Origin of the sequence: Actinomyces viscosus, assembly GCF_900637975.1 — a bacterium.
GTDB classification, from domain to species: Bacteria; Actinomycetota; Actinomycetes; order Actinomycetales; family Actinomycetaceae; genus Actinomyces; species Actinomyces viscosus.
Genome location: NZ_LR134477.1, coordinates 1,558,494 through 1,578,055 on the forward strand (window position 1 = coordinate 1,558,494; position 19,562 = coordinate 1,578,055).

The window sequence follows — 19,562 nt, forward strand, 5'->3', positions numbered from 1 at the left end:
CTTGCGAGCGGCTTTAGATACGTCATACAGTCCACAGCATGACTGCGCCCATCAACATCGCAGCAACACCGGTATACCGCGGAGTTCCTCCCGAGCGGTGGCAGGAGGCCGCCTCCGCCTACCGGCGCTGGTGGAGCCGCCACCCGGGGTTATCCAGCGCTCTGAACCTGGTGGTGCGCGGAGCCTACGCCCTCATGATCCCCCTGCTCATCGCCGCCCTGGTCATGGTGCCGCGACTGGCCTACGCGGCCGTGCCGGCGGCGTTCATGGCCGTGTGCCTCATGGTGGTGACCCTGCTGTCGCGTACCCGGACCATCAGCTGGCGCTCGGTGGTCCTCATGTACGGCGTCGGCGCCGTGTGGTCGCTCATCGTGGCCATGATCATGAGCTCCGTGCGCACCCGGGCGGGACTGTCCGTCATGGGCAACGGGATGAGTATCGCTCTGACCGTCGCCCTGGAGGTGCTCAGCCCGCTGGTGCCCCTGGTCCTCGTGGTGTTCCTGGCACCGGGCCGGATGCGCCGCCTGGCCGCCTCCGACTGGGCCCTGCTCGGTTTCGCCGCCGGCGCCGGCCTGACGGCCATCAACGACGGCATCCGGGCGCTTGAGAACAGCAGCATGCTCTCCTCGGTCCTGGGCAACGGGCGTCTGCCCTTCTCCTTCAACCCGTGGACCTCGGGGTCCATGACCCAGGAGAACAGCAACGTCCTGGCCGTCAGCTACCAGGTGAGCACCGCCAACATCACCATGGCGGTGGCCTTGGCGATCACGCTGTGGCGTCTCAAGGACTCGCCGGCCTTCGAGGGGGCCAGGAACCTCGTGTGGCTGCGGATCGTGGCCTGGATCCTGCCGACGGTGGTCATCCTGCAGTCGGTCAGCGACCACGCCACCTACACCGCCCGGATCGCCCAGCAGCTCGGCCAGAGCGACTCCGGCGGCGGCTTCCCGGCGCTGCTCATGTTCCTGTGGCGCATCAACGGCGGGGGTCTGAGCACCATCCCGCTGTCCGTCATCCTCATGGCCGCCTGCCTGCTCCTGGATGCTCACCGCCGCGCCTACGCCGGCGTGCACGGCTGGACGGTGGCCGGGGCGCCGGCTCCCCGCTACCCCAACCTCACCGAGGCGCCGCCGTTCGTGCGCGCCCTCATCGTCTCGGTGGTGGCGCTGGCGAACTTCACCTGGGGAGACTTGGCCGTCACCTGGGGCGCCTACGGCGACCTGCGTCAGGGCCGCCTCTACGCCATGCGGGCCGGGAGGGCCACCGCCGAGCAGGTGCGCGGCGTCAGGGCGGACGCCATGGAGGCCACGACGCCGGGGGCCGAGCCGAACGCCCGTCAGGGCTTCAGACTGGGGATCCTCGTGGTCAGCGTCGTGCTGTTCCTGCTGTGCTGCATCTACGAGGTGCGCACCGTCTGGCAGCTGCCCCCCGGGCTCAAGGAGACCGCGGACGACCTGTTCCTCTCGGCGCTGCCGCGCCTGTTCTCCCAGTGGTGGGGCGCCCTGAGCGGCACCCAGGGGCTCCTCTACGCGATCGGCGCCCTGGCCGTGGCCGCCCTGAGCCTCTCACTCCTCCTGACCCTGGGTGCACCCGGGCGCCGCATCAGCACGGCGCCGTCGTCCGGGAGCCTGGCGGGCTACCTGGTCACTCTCACCCCCGGCCAGGCGGCCTTGAGCCTGCTGGACTTCGCGACGACCTACATGCCGCGCTCGGCCCTGAGCGCCAGCCCGGCCGGTGGCGGCACGGACCTGGCCGCCGAGCTCTCGGTCAACCGGCGGATCCGGGTCGCCGAGAGCTTCTCCGAGAGCCAGGAGCTGTTCACGGCGCGCACCAAGCGACAGGTGGCGGTCGAGGCCGATATCGCGCGTCTTCAGAAGCTCGCCGAGTCCCTGGGCGTCGTCGGTGTGGACGCCCTGGCGCCCAGCCGGCTCGATGAGACCGTCGCCGAGCTGGCCGACTCCGGGGCCGACTCGCGCGTGGTCGGCGAGATGCGCGACCTGGCCGCCTCGGTGGCCGAGCAGCAGGCCGAGATCCTCGGGCTCTCGCGCCGGCTCAACACCGGCAACGGCGAGCAGTTCGCCATCCTGGAGGGCTTCCGCATCACCGACGCCTTCCGCGGCAGCGCCATCGACCAGCGGCCGGTCGACAGCCCGGTCCACGCCCTGGCGCTGTCCCCCGACGGGGCCCAGCTGGTCGTCGTCGAGTACCAGGGGGCGGCCCCCACCATCGATGACGACGACGAGACCGACATTCCTCCTCGCCGGCTGCCGGGCCGGGCGGCGCACAAGTCGGCCGACAACGTCCTGGAGCACCTGGCCACCGACGAGCGCGTCACCCGCTTCTTCCACGACTCCCCCGAGCTGTGGCAGGCCCTCAAGGAGGGACGCGCGAGCCTGGAGGCGAACGTCCTCTACACCCCCATCCCCGGGATGACCTATCGGGCCGGGTCGGCCAGCCTCGCGGTGACGCCCGAGCTCATCGACGGCGTGGACACGGCGATCAGCGCCCTGAGCAGCGCGGACGCCCCGGCCCGCTAAGCCTGAAGGATCCGACGGCGCTAGGCCTCGTCCTCCTCGTCGCTGCGATCGGCCTCGGCCGGCTCCTGGGAGCGCGAGGCCGGCAGGATCGACTCGGGCAGGGCGCCCCGGGCCCAGGTGCGCGTGTAGGGGTGGGCGAGGACCGCCATGGCGGCCAGACCGACCCCGACCTCCACGAGGACGAGGATCACCGTGTAGAGGATCTGCGGGCCGACGTCGGTCATCCGGCCGGGGCCCACGGAGCCGGAGGCGGCCAGGCACAGCAGGCCCACGCCGCCGGCCACCAGGACGGCCGCGAGACCGGCGGCGCTGACGGCGTAGCGCACCCTCAGGGCGTTGAGAACCGATCGACGCCGCCAGGCGGCCACCATCGCCCCGGCCGTCACCACGAGCGGGAGCCACAGGCCCACGGTGCTCAGGGGCGCCGTCGGCAGCAGTCCCAGCAGCGGCAGGGTGGGTACGGGGCCGGCCACCACACGGTCGGGGGCGAAGACCGTCCCCGTGCCCACGGAGAAGCCGGCGCCGATGAGCCAGGAGCAGCCCCAGACGAGCAGGGTCGGCACCCAGCCGAGCTGGAGCAGGACCAGGCCGGCCATCGAGACGAAGCCGCCCCCGGCCAGGGCGTCGTGCAGGACCGAGACCCGACCGGCTCCGGTGAAGACGGCCGCGGCCGCCACCAGGAGGCTGAGCAGCACCAGGGCCCGCGCGGCCCCGTAGGCCAGCGACAGGGCCGGGCCGACCCAGTGGGGGCGGCGCTCCCACCATCGGGTCAGGGCCGGCCAGCCGTTCCCGGAGCGCTGGAGCTGGATGCCCACGACGGCGCCCGTGATCGCGGCGATACCACCCACGGCCGGCCAGGTCTCCAGCCCCTTGGGGCCGGTCAGGCAGGCCAGGACGGCGGCGGCTGCGGAGGCCACGACGATGGCCGCCCCGGCCGCCGGGCGGGTGGGGCGGGCGCGCCGCACGCAGCTCCAGGTCCAGCCCACCTGCACCAGGGTCAGCCCCAACAGCGGCAGACTGAGAGCCCCCTGGTCCTGGGAGGACGAGGTGATCATCCCCCCGAAGCCGAGGCTCCACAGGGCGGTTCCGGCGCGCAGCGCCTCGCCCGTGCTCAGGGCGGCCGCGGCACTGAGGCTGGAGGTCGCCATGGACACGGCGACCGTCAGCAGCACCACCACCAGCCAGGTCAGTCCGACCGACTCGATCCCCACGCGCAGGGACCACAGGGTCCAGGACGTCAGGGCAGTGACTCGCGACCGCTCCGGGCTCAAGCGCTCACCTCATCGGCCAGGCTGCGGTAGAGGTCACGGGCGATCTCGGCGGTCTGGCTGGGGGTGCGGCCCACGCGGACGCCGGCGGCCTCCAGGGCGGTCTTCTTGGCCTCGGCGGTGCCCGAGGAGCCGGAGACGATCGCGCCGGCGTGGCCCATGGTGCGTCCCTCGGGGGCGGTGAAGCCGGCGACGTAGGCGACGACGGGCTTGGTCATGTGCTCGCGGATGTAGGCGGCGGCCCGCTCCTCGGCGTCGCCCCCGATCTCGCCGATCATGACGACCAGGCGGGTGTCGGGGTCGGCCTCGAAGGCGGCCAGGGCGTCGATGTGGGTGGTGCCGACCACCGGGTCCCCGCCGATGCCGATGCAGGTGGTGAAGCCCAGGTCGGACAGCTCGTGCATGAGCTGGTAGGTCAGGGTGCCGGACTTCGAGACCAGGCCCAGGGGGCCGGGGCCGGTGATGTCGGGCGGGGTGATGCCCACGTTGGAGCGGGCCGGGGAGATGATGCCCGGGCAGTTGGGGCCGATGATCTGGACGCCGCGGTCGGCCGCGTAGGCTCGCATCCAGGTGGCGTCGGCCACCGGGATGCCCTCGGTGATGACGACGACGAGTCGCACACCGGCGTCGACGGCCTCGACGACGGCGCCCTTGGCGAAGGTGGGCGGGACGAAGACGACACTCACCTCAGCGCCGGTGGCCTGCCTGGCCTCGGCGACAGTGCCGTAGACGGGGACCTCGACGGTTCCGGCCTGCACCTCACCGGCACCGGGGCCGATGGGGGCGACGTCGAAGGTGACGGTGGTGCCGGCCTTGCGGGGGTTGACGCCGGCGACGACCTTGGTGCCGGCCGAGAGCATGCGGGTGGTGTGCTTGCGGCCCTCGGAGCCGGTCATGCCCTGGACGATGACGCGGTCGGTCTCAGTCAGGAAGATGCTCATGTCTCAGGCCTCCTTGCCAGCGGGCCGGCCGCTGATCTGCTCGGCGATGGCGGTGACGACGTCGGCGGCCCCGTCCATGGTGTCGACGACGGTGACGCCCTCAATGGCGGCGTCAGCCAGGATGGCGCGACCGGTGCCGGCATTGTTGCCGTCCAGGCGCACGACGACGGGCTTGGGCAGCCCGCCCAGGGACTCGACGGCGGTCACGATGCCCTGGGCGACGGTGTCGCAGGAGGTGATGCCACCGAAGACGTTGACGAGAATGGCGCGCACCTGGGGGTCGGAGGCGACGACCTCCAGACCGGTGGCCATGACCTCGGCCGAGGAGCCGCCGCCCAGGTCGAGGAAGTTGGCGGGCCTCATGCCGCCGTGGCGCTCGCCGGCCCCGGCGACGACGTCGAGGGTGGACATGACCAGGCCGGCGCCGTTGCCCAGGACCCCGACCTGCCCCTCCAGGCGCACGTAGTTGAGGCCGGCCTCGCGGGCACGGGCCTCCAGGGGATCGGTGGCGGTGGAGTCGACGAGCTCGGCGTGAGCGGGATGGCGGAAGCGGGAGTTGTCGTCAAGGGTGACCTTGCCATCCAGGGCGATGATGCGGCCGTCGGTGGCCTTGACCAGGGGGTTGACCTCCACGAGGGTGGCGTCCTCAGCGGTGAAGACCTCCCAAAGGCGTTCGATGACGGCGGCGACCTCGTCGGCCAGGGGGCCGGCCTCGAAGCCTGCGGCCTCGACGATCCGGTGGGCGACGGCGGGGGTGATGCCCTGAAGCGGGTCGATGCCAATGCGGGCCAGGGCCTCGGGGCGCTCGGCCGCGAGGGTCTCGATGTCCATGCCGCCCTCGCGCGAGCACATCACCAGGTACTGGCGCTCGGTGCGGTCCAGGAGGATGGAGAAGTAGTACTCGGCGTCGAGGTCGACGCCGTCGGAGATGAGGACGGCGCGCACCGTGTGGCCCTTGATGTCCATGCCCAGGATGTCGCGGGCGCGGGCTTCGGCCTCCTCAACGGTGCGGGCGAGTTTGACGCCGCCGGCCTTGCCGCGGCCGCCGGTCTTGACCTGGGCCTTGACGACCACCAGCTCGCTACCCGCGTCGAGGAGGGACTGCGCGGCGCTGCGCGCCTCCTCGGGGGTCGTGGCCACGGCGCCGTTGAGCACGGGGACGCCGTGCTGGCGGAACAGGTTCCTGGCCTGGTACTCGTAGAGATCCATGCAGCTGATCCTCTCGGGGCATGTGGATGGCTTGAGGGCGCGGGCCGACGTCGGCCGGGCGGGCACCGGTATTGAGCCTAACGTCCCAGTGGCCGGTTGGGAGGGCGGACACGGGCGCGAAGCGGCGGCGTCTCACCCAGCGTGGTCGCAGCGTCTCACGGCGGGGCGTGCGCACCGGGGCCTCCGCCGGCCACGAGCGCCGTCGAGAACGTACTTTTCCCACAGGGACTGGGAGAGGTCAGGAATGTACACATCATTGGCGAAGTCATTGATCTTCTCAGCTGAAAATCTCCCCATCAACCATAATCTAATCAAGACAAATTATAAGGAAAATTAACATCTAGTTGTTGCATCAATTAATTTTGTAGGTTACCACAACTTAAGTAATGGTAGTTTTGTAGTTTCTACAACACCTTTCCGAAACACCTTAAAGAAGGGGTAGAACAACCTTTGAATATGCACAAATTCTCCACAACGACACCACAGAAACCGATTCTGTGTGTATAATAGACGATGAGTTCTATCGAACTCATCCTACGTCGAAGCACAACAAACACAAGGAGCAGATTCATGCAACGACGCACACTCCTCTTATAGTGTGATTAAAACAAGATTCGTGTTGCTGGTTTTGTTGTTGGGTTGGTGATCGGGTATTCGTGGGGCGTCCGATGTGGGGGTGTCGCTTTCTCGTGGGGTGCTTGGCTGCTGGTGCTGGCTTCTTTTGTTGTCGTCTCTTGTGTTGTCGGCGTTTCGTGTGAGCTCTCGGGTCGAGGGCGGAATATCATGCTGGGATGGACAGGGTCGTGGTTAGTGATGATGAGTGGACTGTTTTGCAGGGCTATAAGCACCAGGCGCCTTACAGGTTGATGCGTTTGAAGTCCGAGGCGGTCGTGCTGCTGTCCAAGGGTGTGGATACCGCGGTCGTGGCCCAGGTCGTCGAGCGCACGCCCGAGACGGTGCGCAGCTGGGCTCGGGAGTGGAACCGGTACCGCCTGGCCTCAATCCACACCGGTCACGCCGGCAACCTCAACGCCTCCAGGCTCACCGCCACCCAGCGCCAGGAGGTGGCCGGGGTACTGTCCCGGCCCCCGTCGGAGCAGGGCCTGCCCATCGGGTTCTGGGACGTGCCCCATCTGGCGGCCTGGGTCTACGACCACTTCGAGGTGGAGTACGCCTCTGCCGCCTCCTACCGGTTCCTGCTGCACATGGCGGGCCTGTCCTTCCACCGCCCCCAGACCGTTGACCAGCGCCGCCCGCCCCAGGCGGACGTTGACCAGCGCATGAGCCAGATCCGTTCCGAGATCGTCCGCAAGTGGTCCGATCCCGAGGTGATGGTGGTGTGCGCCGACGAGGTGCGTATCGAGCACGAGGCGATCGTGCGCAGGGCGTGGATCCGCCGGGGGGACGCCGCCCGCCTGGAGGTCGACCGCCGCCGCCAGGCCCAGTCCTACATCGGCTTCCTGCACGAGACCGACGGCACCGTCGACTTGATGACCCTCGACTGGCAGGACACCGGCACCATCACCCAGGCCCTGATCGACCTGACCGTGAAGCACCCCGACAAGAAGAAGATCGTCATCGTGTGGGACAACGCCTCCTGGCACCGTTCAGCAAAGCTCACAAACAGCCTCAAGACCATCAAGAACCTCGAGAGGATCCACCTGATCAACCTACCCGCCTACAGCCCCGACGAGAACCCCATCGAGCACGTCTGGAAAGAAGCAAAGGACAGTATCAGCAACCACCAAAGAGCCACATTCCCCCAAACCCGACAAGCATTCGAGACCTTCATCCAGGCAAACAAGTTCCCCTACCGACTCACAAAATAATCTCGTTTAAACTCCACTATAATCACCTCCGTTAGGAGACATTTTTACACTCGTGTTTCACGAGAGTAATCCACAAGCTCAAATACATCACCTCCGATCCATAAAGCTAGGGCAGTTTCCGCACTCGACAAATAGGCCTCATAAGTCACCAACGACCCCACTTAGCATCATGGGAAGGGAGAATTGTTATGCCCGCACTGACGGCAACGAGCGCACTGGTCGGCGCCGTGGTGCTGCTCGGCCTCTGGAGCGGCAGGCGGTGGGGTCGACGACGCAAGCGCGTCCTCGACGCCGAGGCCCACAGGTTCCGCGCCCGCAGCGACCGGTAAACTCCTTAGCCCGTGGACCTACTGTCCCCCTGCTCCCAAAGCAGGGGGACAACATCGCTCCCCTCCTCCTGGAGGTTCACCTGGAACCGACGAATGCGCGGACGCCGCAGCAAGGAAACGCTCCTGGGACCACAGGCGGATGACGTGGCGGCGCTCACCAGCAACAATAAGGGCTGATGCCCTCCCGGCCGACGCCGGGAGCCAGGCCCACCGGCGACCCCAGGGAAGGACCCCACATGCCAGCCGCCATGTCACCAGACACCGCCCCCTCCCCCACCGACTCGTCGCCCGGCCCGGTCCTCGGCCTGGACGGCGAGCCCCTGCGCATCGGGGTCCTCACCTCCGGCGGTGACGCCCAGGGCATGAACGCGGCCGTGCGGGCAGTGGTGCGCACCGCCATCCGCCTGGGGGCCAAGCCCTACGCGGTCATGGAGGGCTGGGCCGGCGCCGTGGCCGGTGGTGACGGGATCCGTCCCCTGGAGTGGGACTCGGTCGGCTCCATCCTCCAGCGCGGGGGCACCATCATCGGCACCGCCCGCTCCGCGGAGTTCCGTGAGCGCGCCGGCCAGCTGGCGGCCGCCCGCAACCTCCTGGAGCACGGCATCGACCGGCTCGTGGTCATCGGCGGGGACGGGTCCCTGACCGGCACCAACGAGTTCCGCAAGAACTGGCCCTCCCTGCTCGAGGAGCTCGTCGCCAAGGGCGAGATCACAGCCGAGACGGCCGCCGCCCACCCCGTCCTCATGGTGACCGGCCTGGTGGGCAGCATCGACAACGACCTGGTGGGCGCCGACATGACCATCGGCACCGACTCCGCCCTCCACCGCATCCTGGAGGCCATCGACGACATCTCCTCAACAGCTGCCTCCCACCAGCGCACCTTCGTGGTGGAGGTCATGGGCCGCCACTGCGGCTACCTGGCCCTCATGGCGGCCGTGGCCGGGGGCTGTGACTACGTCCTGGTCCCCGAGCTCCCCCCGGGCAAGGACTGGGAGGAGGACATGTGCTCCAAGCTCAAGGCGGGCCGGGAGGCCGGACGCCGCGAGTCCATGGTGATCGTCGCCGAGGGCGCCACCGACCGCGAGGGCAACCGCATCAGTGCCGACGACGTCCGCCAGGTCATTGCCGACAATCTGGGTGAGGCCGCCCGCGTCACCATCCTGGGTCACGTCCAGCGCGGTGGCCGCCCCAGCGCCTACGACCGTTGGATGTCCACGCTGCTGGGCTGCGCCGCCGCCCGCGAGGTGGTGGCCATGGAGCCTGGCAGCGAGCCGGTCATCATCGCCGAGCGCCACAACCGCATCCGCCGCCTGCCGATGATGGAGCAGATCGCGGCTACCCGCGCCGTCAAGGACCTTGTGTCCGCCCATGACTACCTCGGGGCGATCCAGGCCCGCGGGGCCAGCTTCGGCAAGATGCTCGAGCTGTTCGAGACCATGTCCACGCCTCCCGCCGAGCCGGCCACCGATGCGGGTTCGACGCCGTCGGCCTGCGACCGTCCCAAGCGGGTCGCCATCATCCACGCCGGCGGCCTGGCCCCGGGGATGAACACGGCGGCGCGCGCGGCCGTGCGTCTGGGCCTCGACCACGATTTCACGATGCTGGGAGTCTACGGGGGCTTCCCCGGCCTGCTCGAAGGCGATGTGCGGGAGCTGACCTGGGCCGACGTCGAGGGCTGGGTCGGTGATGGCGGCGCCCAGCTGGGCACCCGCCGCGAGGTGCCCACCATCGAGCAGCTCTACGCCCTGGGACGGGCCATCGAGCTCCAGGAGATCGACGCCCTGCTGGTCATCGGCGGCTACAACGCCTACCTGAGCGCCTACCGACTGGTCACCGAGCGGGACCGCTACCCCGCCTTCCAGATCCCGATCGTGTGCGTGCCGGCCTCCATCGACAACAACCTGCCCGGCTCCGAGCTGAGCATCGGCACCGACACGGCCCTGAACAACGCGGTGGCGGCGCTGGACTCCATCAAGCTCTCCGCGGCGGCCTCGCACCGCTGCTTCGTCGCCGAGGTCATGGGCCGCAAGTGCGGTTACCTCTCCTTGATGTCCGGTATCGCCACCGGCGCGGAGAAGGTCTACCTCAACGAGGAGGGCATCACCCTCAAGGGCCTGGCCGCAGACTCCGAGCGGATGGTGGAGTCCTTCCGCTCGGGCCGCAGCCTCTACCTGGTCATCCGCAACGAGCGGGCCAGCGTCAACTACACCACCGACGTCCTGGCCCACATCTTCGCCGAGGAGGGCAAGGACCTCTACGACGTGCGCGAGGCGATCCTGGGCCACCAGCAGCAGGGCGGCAGCCCCACGGCCTTCGACCGGATCATGGCGACCAAGCTCGTCGCCTACTCGCTGGACCTGCTGGCCGGCGCCCTCAAGCGCGGCGAGCCGATCGCCTCCTACGTGGGCCTGGTGGAGGGCAAGGTCTCCCACCACCCGCTGGACCGCATGAACGACGAGCTCGACCGCGAGCACCGCCGCCCCCGCCACCAGTGGTGGCTGGGCCTGCGCCCGGCCATCGGCCTGGTCAGCCAGAACAGCGGGACCCTGGCGCTCAAGGACGTGCCCGACTTCGGTGAGGCGGTCGACGACGCGGCGCGCTGACGGCTCGCCCGGAACGCGGCCGGATCAGCGGGTACAGGTATCGTGCCTGGGGTGCGCACGCTGACCCGTCCCCGGTTCCTGGTGGCCGCCGTCCTGGCGGGCGTGGCCGCGGGCCTCATCGGGATCGCGATGGCACTGCTCCTGGAGGTCTTCGAGTCGCTGTTCTACGGCGTCACCCACGGCGGGCTCCTGGAGCGCCTGGCCGCCGCCCCGCCCTGGCGGCGCGTGCTCGCCCCCGCCGCGGGAGGCGTCGTCGCCGGCGGCGTGTGGTGGTGGCTGCGCGCGACCGGCGGAGTCGCCGATGTGGAGAGCGCCGTCGCGGACCCCTCCGGGAGGGCCGCCTCCAGGATGGGGCTCGCGCGCCCGTTCGTCGACGCCGTCAACCAGGTCCTCACCGTCGGCTCGGGCAACTCGGTGGGTCGGGAGGGCGCCCCGCGCCTGGCCGCCGGGGCCGTGGCGGCCCGTCTCGTCGCCCGGCTGGGGATCGGAGGCGCCGACGGGGCGATCCTCATCGCCTCGGCCGCCGGGGCGGGCCTGGCTGCCATGTACAACGCGCCGCTGGGCGGGGCCGCCTACGCCGTCGAGCTCGTCATGGTCGCCGGGATGCGGCGGCGCGGGGTCGCCGTGGCGGTTCCGGTGTGCGTCATCGCCACGCTCGTCTCCTGGCTGCACTCCCACGGGCGCCCGACCTTCGGGGTCGCCTCGCCGAGTCCGTCACCGGCAACCGCGCTCGGACTGGTCGCGGTGGTGCCGGTGGCCGCCGCTCTGGGCGTAGGGGCCAGGCGGCTGTGGTCCTGGATGCTGCGGCGCCGGGTTCGTGCCGCACGGTGGCTGCCCGCGGCGATCGGGGTGGCGGGGCTCGTCACAGGGCTGGTGAGCCTGTGGGTTCCGGCCGTCGTCGGCAACGGTCGCGACGCCATGGAGGTGGCCCTCGGTGCCACCACGGACGCCTCGGCCGATGCTCCGGGAGCGGCCCTGGTCGTGCTGCTGGGTGTCGTCGCCCTCAAGCCGGTCCTCACCGGCCTCACGCTCGGGGCCGGCGCCACCGGCGGTCGCCTGGCCCCGTCCCTGGCCGCGGGCTCGAGCGCCGGGGCCGCCCTGGCGCTGGCGCTTCAGACCGGCGGGGTGGAGGCGAGTGTGCCGGTCCTGGCGCTGGCGGGTGCCGGCGCCGTCCTCGCCACGACCCAGAGGGCCCCGGTCTTCGGGATCATCTTCACCTGGGAACTGGCCCGAGCCGGGGTGTGGACGCTAGTGGCGCTGGTCGTCGTCGTCCTCGCCGTCACCGCACTGACCGCGCCGACCTGGTGGAGACCGGCAGCCGCCCGGCTCCGGCGACGACAGCGCTCGCAGCGGCATCAGTAACCATCGATAGCATCAACCTCCTGCCACGTGTCAGGGTCATTAATTCTTCCGATCGAACGTATACTCCTGCGCGGATCGCGACAGACAGCCACTTCTCACCGGAATCACCATGGATCGTCACAGCGATGCCGCACCCCCTCGCCATGCCGCGTCTCCTCGCCGCACGTGGCGCGCCGGTGACGGCACCGAGCGGCCGCCGGCACCTGGCGGCGCCGTCGCCGTCTCGCTCGTTCTGCTCGCCGGGTCCCCGGCACTGGGAATAGCCCTGGCGCTTTTTCAGGGACCGTGGATCCTCATGCTCCCGGTCCTTCACCTCGGCGGACTGATGCTCTGGGTGGGGCCGCTGCACCGCGGCTGGCGCGACCTCGTCGCCTCCGGCAGTACCCACAGCCGAACCGCGCTCTTCACCGCCGGCTCCCTGGCGGGGATCGCCTTCGGCGGCCTGCACGCCTGGATGGGCCCCACGGGCACCGGCCCCCTGTGGAAGCCGGAGATCACCGCGTCCACGGTGCTCCACGCCCTGTTCTTCGCCGTCTCGGTGGGCATCGTGTACAACGCGGTGCCCGAGGAGATCACCCTGCGACGCACCCTGTTCGCGCCGGTGCACGAGCGCCTCGGGGCCGCTACTGCGGTGCTGGTGACCACGGTCTCCTTCACCGCCCTGCACCTTCCGACCTGGCTGACCTCGGAGACCAGCACCGGGGGCTACGCCTGGCAGATCCTCCACAAGGTGCTCTTCGGACTGCTCGCCGGCTGGTCTGTGGTGCGGCTGCGGTCGGTCTTCTTCGCCCTGGGGCTGCACGTCAGCGGCAACGCGCTGGGCCTGTTCATCGGCCAGCTCCAGAGCGAGAACCTGCCCGACTTCGAGATCTCGTGGCTCAACGCCGCCATCCTGCTCGTCGGCGCGGCCGTCACCGCCGTCGTCATCCACCTCCTGGGCCGACGACGAGGCCGAGGGACCTGAGTCTCAGGCCCAGCCCTGGGCGGTGGGGACCACCTCGATGTCGCGCACGATGACGTCCTGGGGCAGGTTCAGCTGGTGGTGCACGATTGTGGCGATGTCCTCTGGGTGCAGGGGCGCTGCGGCGATCTGCTCGGTCAGTGCGGGGATGTCGCGCCCCTTGGTGGCCGCCGTCTCCACGTAGCCGATCGCGATCGTGCGCGAGCGCACCCGGTCGCCTCGCAGCTCCACCCTCAGCTGCTCCCCCAGGGCGTTGCGGGCCGCTGCCGTGGCCCCGTAGACGGCCGCGTGCTCAAAGGCGACGTCACTGGCAATCGAGCCGATGACGATGATGTCCGCGACTCCCCGGGCCTCGGCGGCCCGCCTGAGGGCGGGCAGGAGGAGGCGCACCGCCCTGAGGACAGTGGCGACGTCGGTGGTCATGCGCTCGACCCACTCCTCGGCCTGCCTGGAGTCGAAGGGCCCGCCCAGCATTCCGCCCGAGCTCGCCACCAAGGCATCGACCTGCCCCTCCTCGCGCACGATGCGCTCCAGGGCGTCGTGAGTGGCGTCAGCGTCCTTGAGATCGCAGCGCACGACGCGCGCATCGATCTCGCCGAGCGGCTCCTGACGGTCCACGACAATGGTGTTCCACCCTTCTGCCACGGCCCGCTGGGCGATGGCCAGGCCGACGCCGGAGGCGCCACCAGTGACGACGATCGTTCGCGGGCTCATGGCCTACCTCCTGCTGCTCCTGGGATACCGGCTGGGACATCGGCGCTCTCACGGCCTTGCTGGGACTGCTCGTCCTGCTGCTCAAGGGCGTCCCTGGCCGCCTCCAGCGCGGCGATGAGGTGATCGGTCTCGGCCGGTCCCTCGTAGATCTCACCGTTGATGAAGAAGGTCGGGGCCGTGGTCAGCCCGAGCGAGATGGCGTCGTCGGCGTCGTCGTGCACCCGCGGGGCGTGGACCTGCTGACGCATGGCCTCCTCCAGGCGGGGCAGGTTCGCCCCGACGTCGATGGCGGCGCGCCGCAGCATCTGCTGATCGATCTCCTCGTCCTGGCACAGGCGGCCCAGCTCCTGACGCATGGGTGAGAACAGGTCGCGGCTCTGGGCGCTGACGGCCTCGATGACGAGGGCGGCCTGCTCGGCAGCGGGGTCATCCATGGGGTTGTGCCGGTAGACGAAGCGCAGCTCGGGGCCGAAGTAGTCGCGCAGCTCCTGGACGACGTCGTCGATGGCGGCATCGTCCAGGCTGCCCAGGCGGCCGTACTCCACGAGGGTGAGCGGTGCGTTCACGGGACCATCGATGTGGTCGCGCTCGGGGTCGACCGGCCGGTTGAGACGCTTGTGGGCCGGAGCGTGCTGGGCGTCGTAGCGCGCGGTGGCGGACATGGCCAGCATGCCGAGCCCCGCCGAGAGCAGGGAGGCGGCCAGCACGCCGATGCGGGCCTCGGACTGCAGGACGGGGTCCTCCAGGGCCAGGTCCACGATGAACAGCGAGATGGTGAAGCCGATCCCGGTAAGGATCGATCCGGCACCGACGTGCCGGTAGCCGACGCCCGGCGCCAGCTCACCGATCCGCAGCTTGGTCGCCAGGACGGTCGCACCGAAGATGCCCACCACCTTCCCGACGACCAGACCGACGATGATGCCCCAGGTCAGCGGCGAGGTGAAGGCCTGCCTGAGGGTCTGCGGGGTGATGATGACGCCCGCGTTGGACAGGGCGAAGACCGGCACCACAACGAGGTTGACGAAGGGCGCCAGCATGAGCTGGAGGCGCTCGTTGATGGACACCGAGCGCATGATGCCGTCCATGGCGGCGCTTCCGGTGGCCGCCACCGGGGTCCGCCGGAAGACGCGGGTGAGCTCCTCGGCCTGCTGGACCGCGCTGCGCTCGGGCGGGAAGACCGGCAGCAGCAGGCCCAGGATCACGCCGGCGATCGTGGCGTGGACGCCCGAGGCGAAGACGGCGAGCCACAGCACCACGCCGGAGATGACGTAGACGGCCATCCGGTGAGGCCTGGACTGCTGGAGCAGGAACAGCAGGAAGGCGACGACGCCGGCCACCGCCAGGGGGCCCAGGTGGATGGTCTCGGTGTAGGCGGTTGCGATGACCAGCAGCGCACCGACGTCGTCGACGACGGCCAGTGTCACGAGGAAGGCGCGCAGCTGGGTGGGCAGGCGGCTGCCGAAGACGGCCAGGATGCCCATGACGAAGGCGGTGTCGGTGGAGATGACGATCCCCCAGGCGGAGGCGCCCTCGCCCCCGGCGTTGAACCAGAAGAAGAGGAGGGCCGGAACGATCAGGCCGGCGAGGGCGGCGATGACGGGGACGCTGGCCCGCCGCCACTCGCGCAGCTCCCCCATGATGAAGTCGTGCTTGACCTCCAGGCTCACCAGGAAGAAGAACAGCATCATGAGGGCGTCGTTGATCCAGTGCTGGAGCGAGAGCCGGATCTCGGCGCTGCCCAGGGAGATCGCGAGCTCGGTGTGCCAGAACTCCTCGTAGGAGTGCCCGCCGAGGTTGGCCCAGGCGATGGCGATGATGGTGGCGGCCAGCAGGAGGATCGCGCCGGAGGTGTCGCGGCCGCGGAAGGCGGTGTAGGCGCTGCGCACGCGCCCGATCATCTGCCCCATCAGCGGTTCCCCACCGGCTGGATCGTGGCGCTGGCCAGGTTCACGTGCGCGGGCAGCGAGACCATGAACTCCAGCTCGTCTGCGACCCGTTCACCGCTGATCGTCTCCACATCCTCCGGCATCTCACGGATGACGTCGTGGTGGATGCTGGTGGCCCGGTTGGCCCCGAAGTTGCTCGTGGCGAAGAAGCTTCCCGCGGTGAACATGGCCGGCAGGTGGTGGACGCGCACGCCCCGCGGCCCGTACTCGGCGCGCAGGTGCTTGGCGAACTGTCCGACGGAGGCGCCCAGAGAGGAGAACACGGAGTAGGCGTGCTGGCGCTCGTAGGCCGTCCCCGTCCCGATGAGGACGATGTCCGCGCGCTCGCCGCGCTCCCCGGCACGCAGGATGTCGGGGGCGAAGATCTGCACCGTATGCAGCGTCCCGGCCAGGTTGGTGGACATCATCAGCCGCCAGTCGGCGGGGATGGCCTCCTCGAAGGGCGCGGCGCGGCGCACACCCGCCGCGCACACGAGCAGGTCGGGCGGACCGTAGCTGTCCAGGATCCGTTCTCGGGCCTCGATGATCTCGTAGGCGCTGGTCACGTCCGCCGGGCAGCTCAGCGTCTGGGCGCCCTGCGGAAGGTGGGTCTGCATCCGTTCGATCCGACGCCGTTTGCGGGCGATGAGGGCGACCCGGAACCCCGACTCGACCAGCTTGTGGACCACGGCCGAGCCGATCGTGCCGGTGGCCCCGGTAACGACGGCGGTGCGGCCAGGAGAATCGGTTTCCGGCATTGACGCCCTCTCTGTATCTCTTTATCGAGTGAGATCATTCTTCATATCAGAGCCTTCAGCCCTTGAGGTCGCGAGCCGATGCTGTCGGACGGGCCTGCGGCTCTCCCTTCGAGCGTCTTGCTCAAGGCCTTTTGCTCAAGGCATTGTTCTCAAGCGTTCTCAGTCCGTTTGTGAGCCCGTGGGCGCCGCGTTTCATTCCTTGACGGTCAGGATCTGGTCGACCTCAACGCGCGAGGGGGAGAATCCGGCCAGCGCGGAGTCAGCGGCGTAGCCCAGGGCGATACCGACGGCAAGGGTCTCGTCGGCTCCGATTCCCATGGTCTGGCGGACCTCGTCGGGGTACATGACGAGCTGGTAGGCGTTGATGGAGCCCAGACCCTTGTCGGCCGCGGCCAGGGCGAGCATCGCGGTGAAAGCGCCCAGGTCGTGGAAGGACCACAGGGTGGAGTCGACCGGGATCGTCACATAGAGAACGGCCTGGGCGTTGAACAGTCGCCCTTGCGAGGCCTGGAACTCCTGGGCGCCCTCACCGAGCTCGGCACCGATCTGCTCGCCGAGCGCCGCCATATTCGCCTGCGTCCGCTGTGACCACAGCGAACGCGCCTTGACCGGAAGCTCCGCGCTTCCCTTCCTTCCGGCAGCGACGTCCGCGGCATGGCGTTCCTTGATGGTCTCCAGCGTGGAGCCGGTGGCCGCGTAGACCCGCCATGGCTGGGAGTTCACCCACGACGGCGCCCGCTGGGCGGTGCGCACGATGTCAACCAGGTCCTCGCGGGAGACGGGCCGGTCGGTGAAGTCTCGTACCGAGTGGCGTTTGGCGACGACCTGACTGAACTCCACGACGTGCTCCTCTCCTGGACACCGGGCGCGTCCAGGATGGACAACATCGAGTCCGTGCAGCCTATTCCGACAGAAACGTCACCCGTCCCTCGTCGGGCCCGACGTCAGGCCCGACGGCGCAGCAGGACCGAGTCCCAGCCGGCCAGGGACTCCGGCACGCCCGCGTGCCCTGAGCCCGGCTGGACGTCCGGGTCGCCGGCGCGCAGGACCTGCTCGGCCCCCGCCCACTGGTCCGGTTCCAGGCCCTGGGCCGCGAGCGCCGTCAGCAGGCCGCCCTCGCCGGTCAGTGGCAGGTCCTCGCGGGAGCACTGGGCGATGAGCAGCAGCTGCTCGAGGTGGCCGCCGTCCTCCTCGGGGGCGCGCCACTGGCGCACGATGACCCAGGCGGTGGGGTGGTCGGCGGCCAGCAGCTGGAAGGTGCCCAGGGCGAGGGCGTCGTCGTCGTGCCGCAGGGCGATGAGGGAGCGGTAGTGCTCGAACACGCTGCCGGGCACACCCACCTGGGCGGCGGCGTTGACGGTGCCGTGGTCGGGCGCCAGGTCGATCCAGGGCTCGCCGGTGGTGAAGCCGGCCCTCTCGCTGGAGTCCCACTGGACGGGGGTGCGGGCGTTGTCGCGGGAGATGGGGGCCAGTCCGGCTAGGACGGCGGCCGGGTCGTCGCCGGCGCGCACGCGCTCGTGGAAGTGGTTGACGGACTCCAGGTCCCGGTAGTCCTCGATGCCGCGGAAGACCGTGTTGGCCATGCCGAGCTCCTCGCCCTGGTAGACGTAGGGGGTGCCGCGGTGGGTGTGGAGGATCGTGGCCAGGGTCTTGGCCGAGCGGACGCGCCAGGCGGGGTCGTCGTCGCCGAAGCGGGAGACGGCGCGGGGCTGGTCGTGGTTGTCCCAGTAGGCGGAGTTCCAGCCCTTCTCCGCCGCAACGACGCCGGAGGGCTCGGTGACGGGGGCCAGGGCGGCCTGCCAGTGGGCCAGGTTGGTCTTGAGGGTGACCAGGTCGAGTGGCTGCGGGTCGAACTTGCCGCCCGGCCCGTCGGTGAGGCTGACGTGCTCGAACTGGAAGACCATGTCGAGCTCGGCGCGGGCGGGGTCGGTGTAGAGGGCGGCCTCGGAGCGCGTGGCCCCGGGCATCTCCCCGACGGTGATGACGTGGCCGGGGCGGGGCGCGAGGACCTGCTGGTTCATCTCGTGCAGGAACTCGTGGATGCGCGGGCCGTTGGCCACGGCGGCGAAGGCGTTGCCGTAGAGCTCGCCGGGTCCCTGGGGCGCGTCGGTGAGCGGGTAGGTCTTGGAGATGAAGTTGATGACGTCCATGCGGAAGCCGTCGACGCCGCGGTCCAGCCACCAGGTCATCATCTCGTGGACGGCGCGGCGCACCTCGGGGTTCTCCCAGTTGAGGTCGGGCTGCTTGGGTGAGAAGAGGTGCAGGTAGTACTCCTGGGTGTCCTCGTCCCAGGCCCAGGCCGACCCGGAGAAGGCCGACCCCCAGTTGGTGGGCTCGGTGCCCGGCTGCCCAGGGGCCAGCCCGTCGACCTGCTTGGCGGGCCGCCAGATGTACCAGTCGCGCTTGGGGTCCTGCGTTGAGGAGCGGCTGGCGGTGAACCAGGGGTGCTCGTCGCTGGTGTGGTTGACGACGAGGTCCATGACCAGCCGCATGCCGCGGGCGTGGAGCCCGTCGATGAGGGCGTCGAGGTCGTCCAGGGTGCCGAAGAGGGGGTCGATGTCCTGGTAGTCGGAGATGTCGTAGCCGTTGTCGTCCTGCGGGGAGCGGTAGACGGGGCTGAGCCACACGACGTCGACGCCCAGCTCGTCGAGGTGGTCCAGGCGGCTGGTCAGGCCCGGGATGTCACCGATCCCGTCACCGTCGGAGTCGGCGAAGGAGCGGGGGTAGACCTGGTAGACGACGGCGCGGCGCCACCAGTCCGGTTCGTCGCCGACGTGGTGGGATGAGACGACCAGGGGTGCGAGGCGGGTCACGGGCGACTTCCTTCCTACCGGCGCGAGAGGGGAACGGGATGACAACAGGGCAGGGGGCCGGCGCCATCAGGGCGCGAACGGGACCAGGATGAACGACGGCGACGATGGAGGGCTGCGGCTCGGGGCCTGTCCCGACCGCGCCGCCGGGGTCGACGGGGCCTGCCGGCCCGGCAACGATTGTGTCAGAAAGCGCTGCGAGCCATGGCCGATTATGATGAGTTTCTGCGCCTCGGCCAGCAGCCCTGGCCGCGAAGGCGCGTCTCCCCCCGCCGCATCCCTGTGACGATCCCTGCGACGTCCCTGACGACCCCGCTGT

Annotated in this window: 13 protein-coding genes; 5 read left to right on the plus strand and 8 right to left on the minus strand. The window is 69.8% G+C overall.

Features of this window, described 5'->3' with window-relative positions:
• The first annotated feature begins 38 nt into the window (after positions 1-38).
• Entirely contained in the window at positions 39-2,534 is a 2,496-nt protein-coding gene (locus tag EL340_RS06715; protein ID WP_126413963.1) for a hypothetical protein, read from the plus strand.
• Between the two features lie 20 nt (positions 2,535-2,554).
• Here EL340_RS06715 and EL340_RS06720 read toward each other — a convergent pair whose 3' ends face one another.
• Genes EL340_RS06720 through sucC form a run of 3 tightly spaced genes read right to left on the minus strand, consistent with a single transcriptional unit; the run spans position 2,555 to position 5,952 of the window.
• A complete protein-coding gene (locus tag EL340_RS06720; RefSeq protein WP_126413964.1) occupies positions 2,555-3,805 on the minus strand; it encodes a cell division protein PerM in 1,251 nt (416 codons plus the stop codon).
• Positions 3,802-4,743, minus strand: coding sequence for a succinate--CoA ligase subunit alpha (gene sucD, locus EL340_RS06725; RefSeq protein ID WP_126413965.1), 942 nt, complete (start codon positions 4,741-4,743; stop codon positions 3,802-3,804). The genes EL340_RS06720 and sucD overlap by 4 nt, the downstream gene beginning before the upstream one ends.
• Before the next feature lie 3 nt (positions 4,744-4,746).
• The gene (sucC, locus tag EL340_RS06730) at positions 4,747-5,952 is read right to left on the minus strand and encodes an ADP-forming succinate--CoA ligase subunit beta (protein ID WP_126413966.1); all 1,206 of its coding nucleotides are present in this window, start codon (positions 5,950-5,952) and stop codon (positions 4,747-4,749) included.
• Between the two features lie 866 nt (positions 5,953-6,818).
• On the opposite strand from sucC, the gene EL340_RS06735 reads away from it, so the two are divergent.
• The 4 genes from EL340_RS06735 to EL340_RS06750 all read left to right on the plus strand — a co-directional run bounded on the left by EL340_RS06735 (position 6,819) and on the right by EL340_RS06750 (position 13,039).
• The gene (locus tag EL340_RS06735) at positions 6,819-7,781 is read left to right on the plus strand and encodes an IS630 family transposase (protein WP_232022928.1); all 963 of its coding nucleotides are present in this window, start codon (positions 6,819-6,821) and stop codon (positions 7,779-7,781) included.
• Between the two features lie 565 nt (positions 7,782-8,346).
• Positions 8,347-10,713: a 6-phosphofructokinase gene (locus EL340_RS06740; protein ID WP_197722359.1), complete on the plus strand. Its 2,367-nt coding sequence runs from the start codon at positions 8,347-8,349 to the stop codon at positions 10,711-10,713.
• Between the two features lie 51 nt (positions 10,714-10,764).
• Positions 10,765-12,075 (plus strand): chloride channel protein, encoded by a 1,311-nt coding sequence (locus EL340_RS06745; protein ID WP_126413967.1) that lies wholly within the window; start codon positions 10,765-10,767, stop codon positions 12,073-12,075.
• A gap of 109 nt (positions 12,076-12,184) precedes the next feature.
• On the plus strand, positions 12,185-13,039 hold the full coding sequence (locus EL340_RS06750) for a CPBP family intramembrane glutamic endopeptidase (RefSeq protein WP_126413968.1): 855 nt from the start codon (positions 12,185-12,187) through the stop codon (positions 13,037-13,039).
• A 3-nt stretch (positions 13,040-13,042) separates the two neighbouring features.
• Here EL340_RS06750 and EL340_RS06755 read toward each other — a convergent pair whose 3' ends face one another.
• The 5 genes from EL340_RS06755 to EL340_RS06775 all read right to left on the minus strand — a co-directional run bounded on the left by EL340_RS06755 (position 13,043) and on the right by EL340_RS06775 (position 19,246).
• Complete coding sequence (locus EL340_RS06755; protein WP_126413969.1) at positions 13,043-13,750, minus strand: SDR family oxidoreductase; 708 nt, start codon at positions 13,748-13,750, stop codon at positions 13,043-13,045.
• Entirely contained in the window at positions 13,747-15,657 is a 1,911-nt protein-coding gene (gene nhaA, locus EL340_RS06760) for a Na+/H+ antiporter NhaA (RefSeq protein ID WP_197722360.1), read from the minus strand. Before nhaA ends, EL340_RS06755 begins: the two co-directional genes overlap by 4 nt.
• Positions 15,657-16,433: an SDR family oxidoreductase gene (locus EL340_RS06765; protein ID WP_126413970.1), complete on the minus strand. Its 777-nt coding sequence runs from the start codon at positions 16,431-16,433 to the stop codon at positions 15,657-15,659. The genes nhaA and EL340_RS06765 overlap by 1 nt, the downstream gene beginning before the upstream one ends.
• Positions 16,434-16,625: 192 nt before the next feature.
• On the minus strand, positions 16,626-17,273 hold the full coding sequence (locus EL340_RS06770; RefSeq protein ID WP_126413971.1) for a nitroreductase family protein: 648 nt from the start codon (positions 17,271-17,273) through the stop codon (positions 16,626-16,628).
• A 104-nt stretch (positions 17,274-17,377) separates the two neighbouring features.
• Positions 17,378-19,246 (minus strand): alpha-glucosidase, encoded by a 1,869-nt coding sequence (locus EL340_RS06775; RefSeq protein ID WP_126413972.1) that lies wholly within the window; start codon positions 19,244-19,246, stop codon positions 17,378-17,380.
• Between the last annotated feature and the right edge of the window lie 316 nt (positions 19,247-19,562).

Coding starts and splice junctions, on each gene's coding strand:
- EL340_RS06715 (WP_126413963.1), top strand. CDS start 39: ATGACTGCGCCCATCAACATCGCAGCAACACCGGTATACCGCGGAGTT.
- sucD (WP_126413965.1), bottom strand. CDS start 4,743: ATGAGCATCTTCCTGACTGAGACCGACCGCGTCATCGTCCAGGGCATG.
- sucC (WP_126413966.1), bottom strand. CDS start 5,952: ATGGATCTCTACGAGTACCAGGCCAGGAACCTGTTCCGCCAGCACGGC.
- EL340_RS06735 (WP_232022928.1), top strand. CDS start 6,819: ATGCGTTTGAAGTCCGAGGCGGTCGTGCTGCTGTCCAAGGGTGTGGAT.
- EL340_RS06740 (WP_197722359.1), top strand. CDS start 8,347: ATGCCAGCCGCCATGTCACCAGACACCGCCCCCTCCCCCACCGACTCG.
- EL340_RS06750 (WP_126413968.1), top strand. CDS start 12,185: ATGGATCGTCACAGCGATGCCGCACCCCCTCGCCATGCCGCGTCTCCT.
- EL340_RS06755 (WP_126413969.1), bottom strand. CDS start 13,750: ATGAGCCCGCGAACGATCGTCGTCACTGGTGGCGCCTCCGGCGTCGGC.
- nhaA (WP_197722360.1), bottom strand. CDS start 15,657: ATGGGGCAGATGATCGGGCGCGTGCGCAGCGCCTACACCGCCTTCCGC.
- EL340_RS06765 (WP_126413970.1), bottom strand. CDS start 16,433: ATGCCGGAAACCGATTCTCCTGGCCGCACCGCCGTCGTTACCGGGGCC.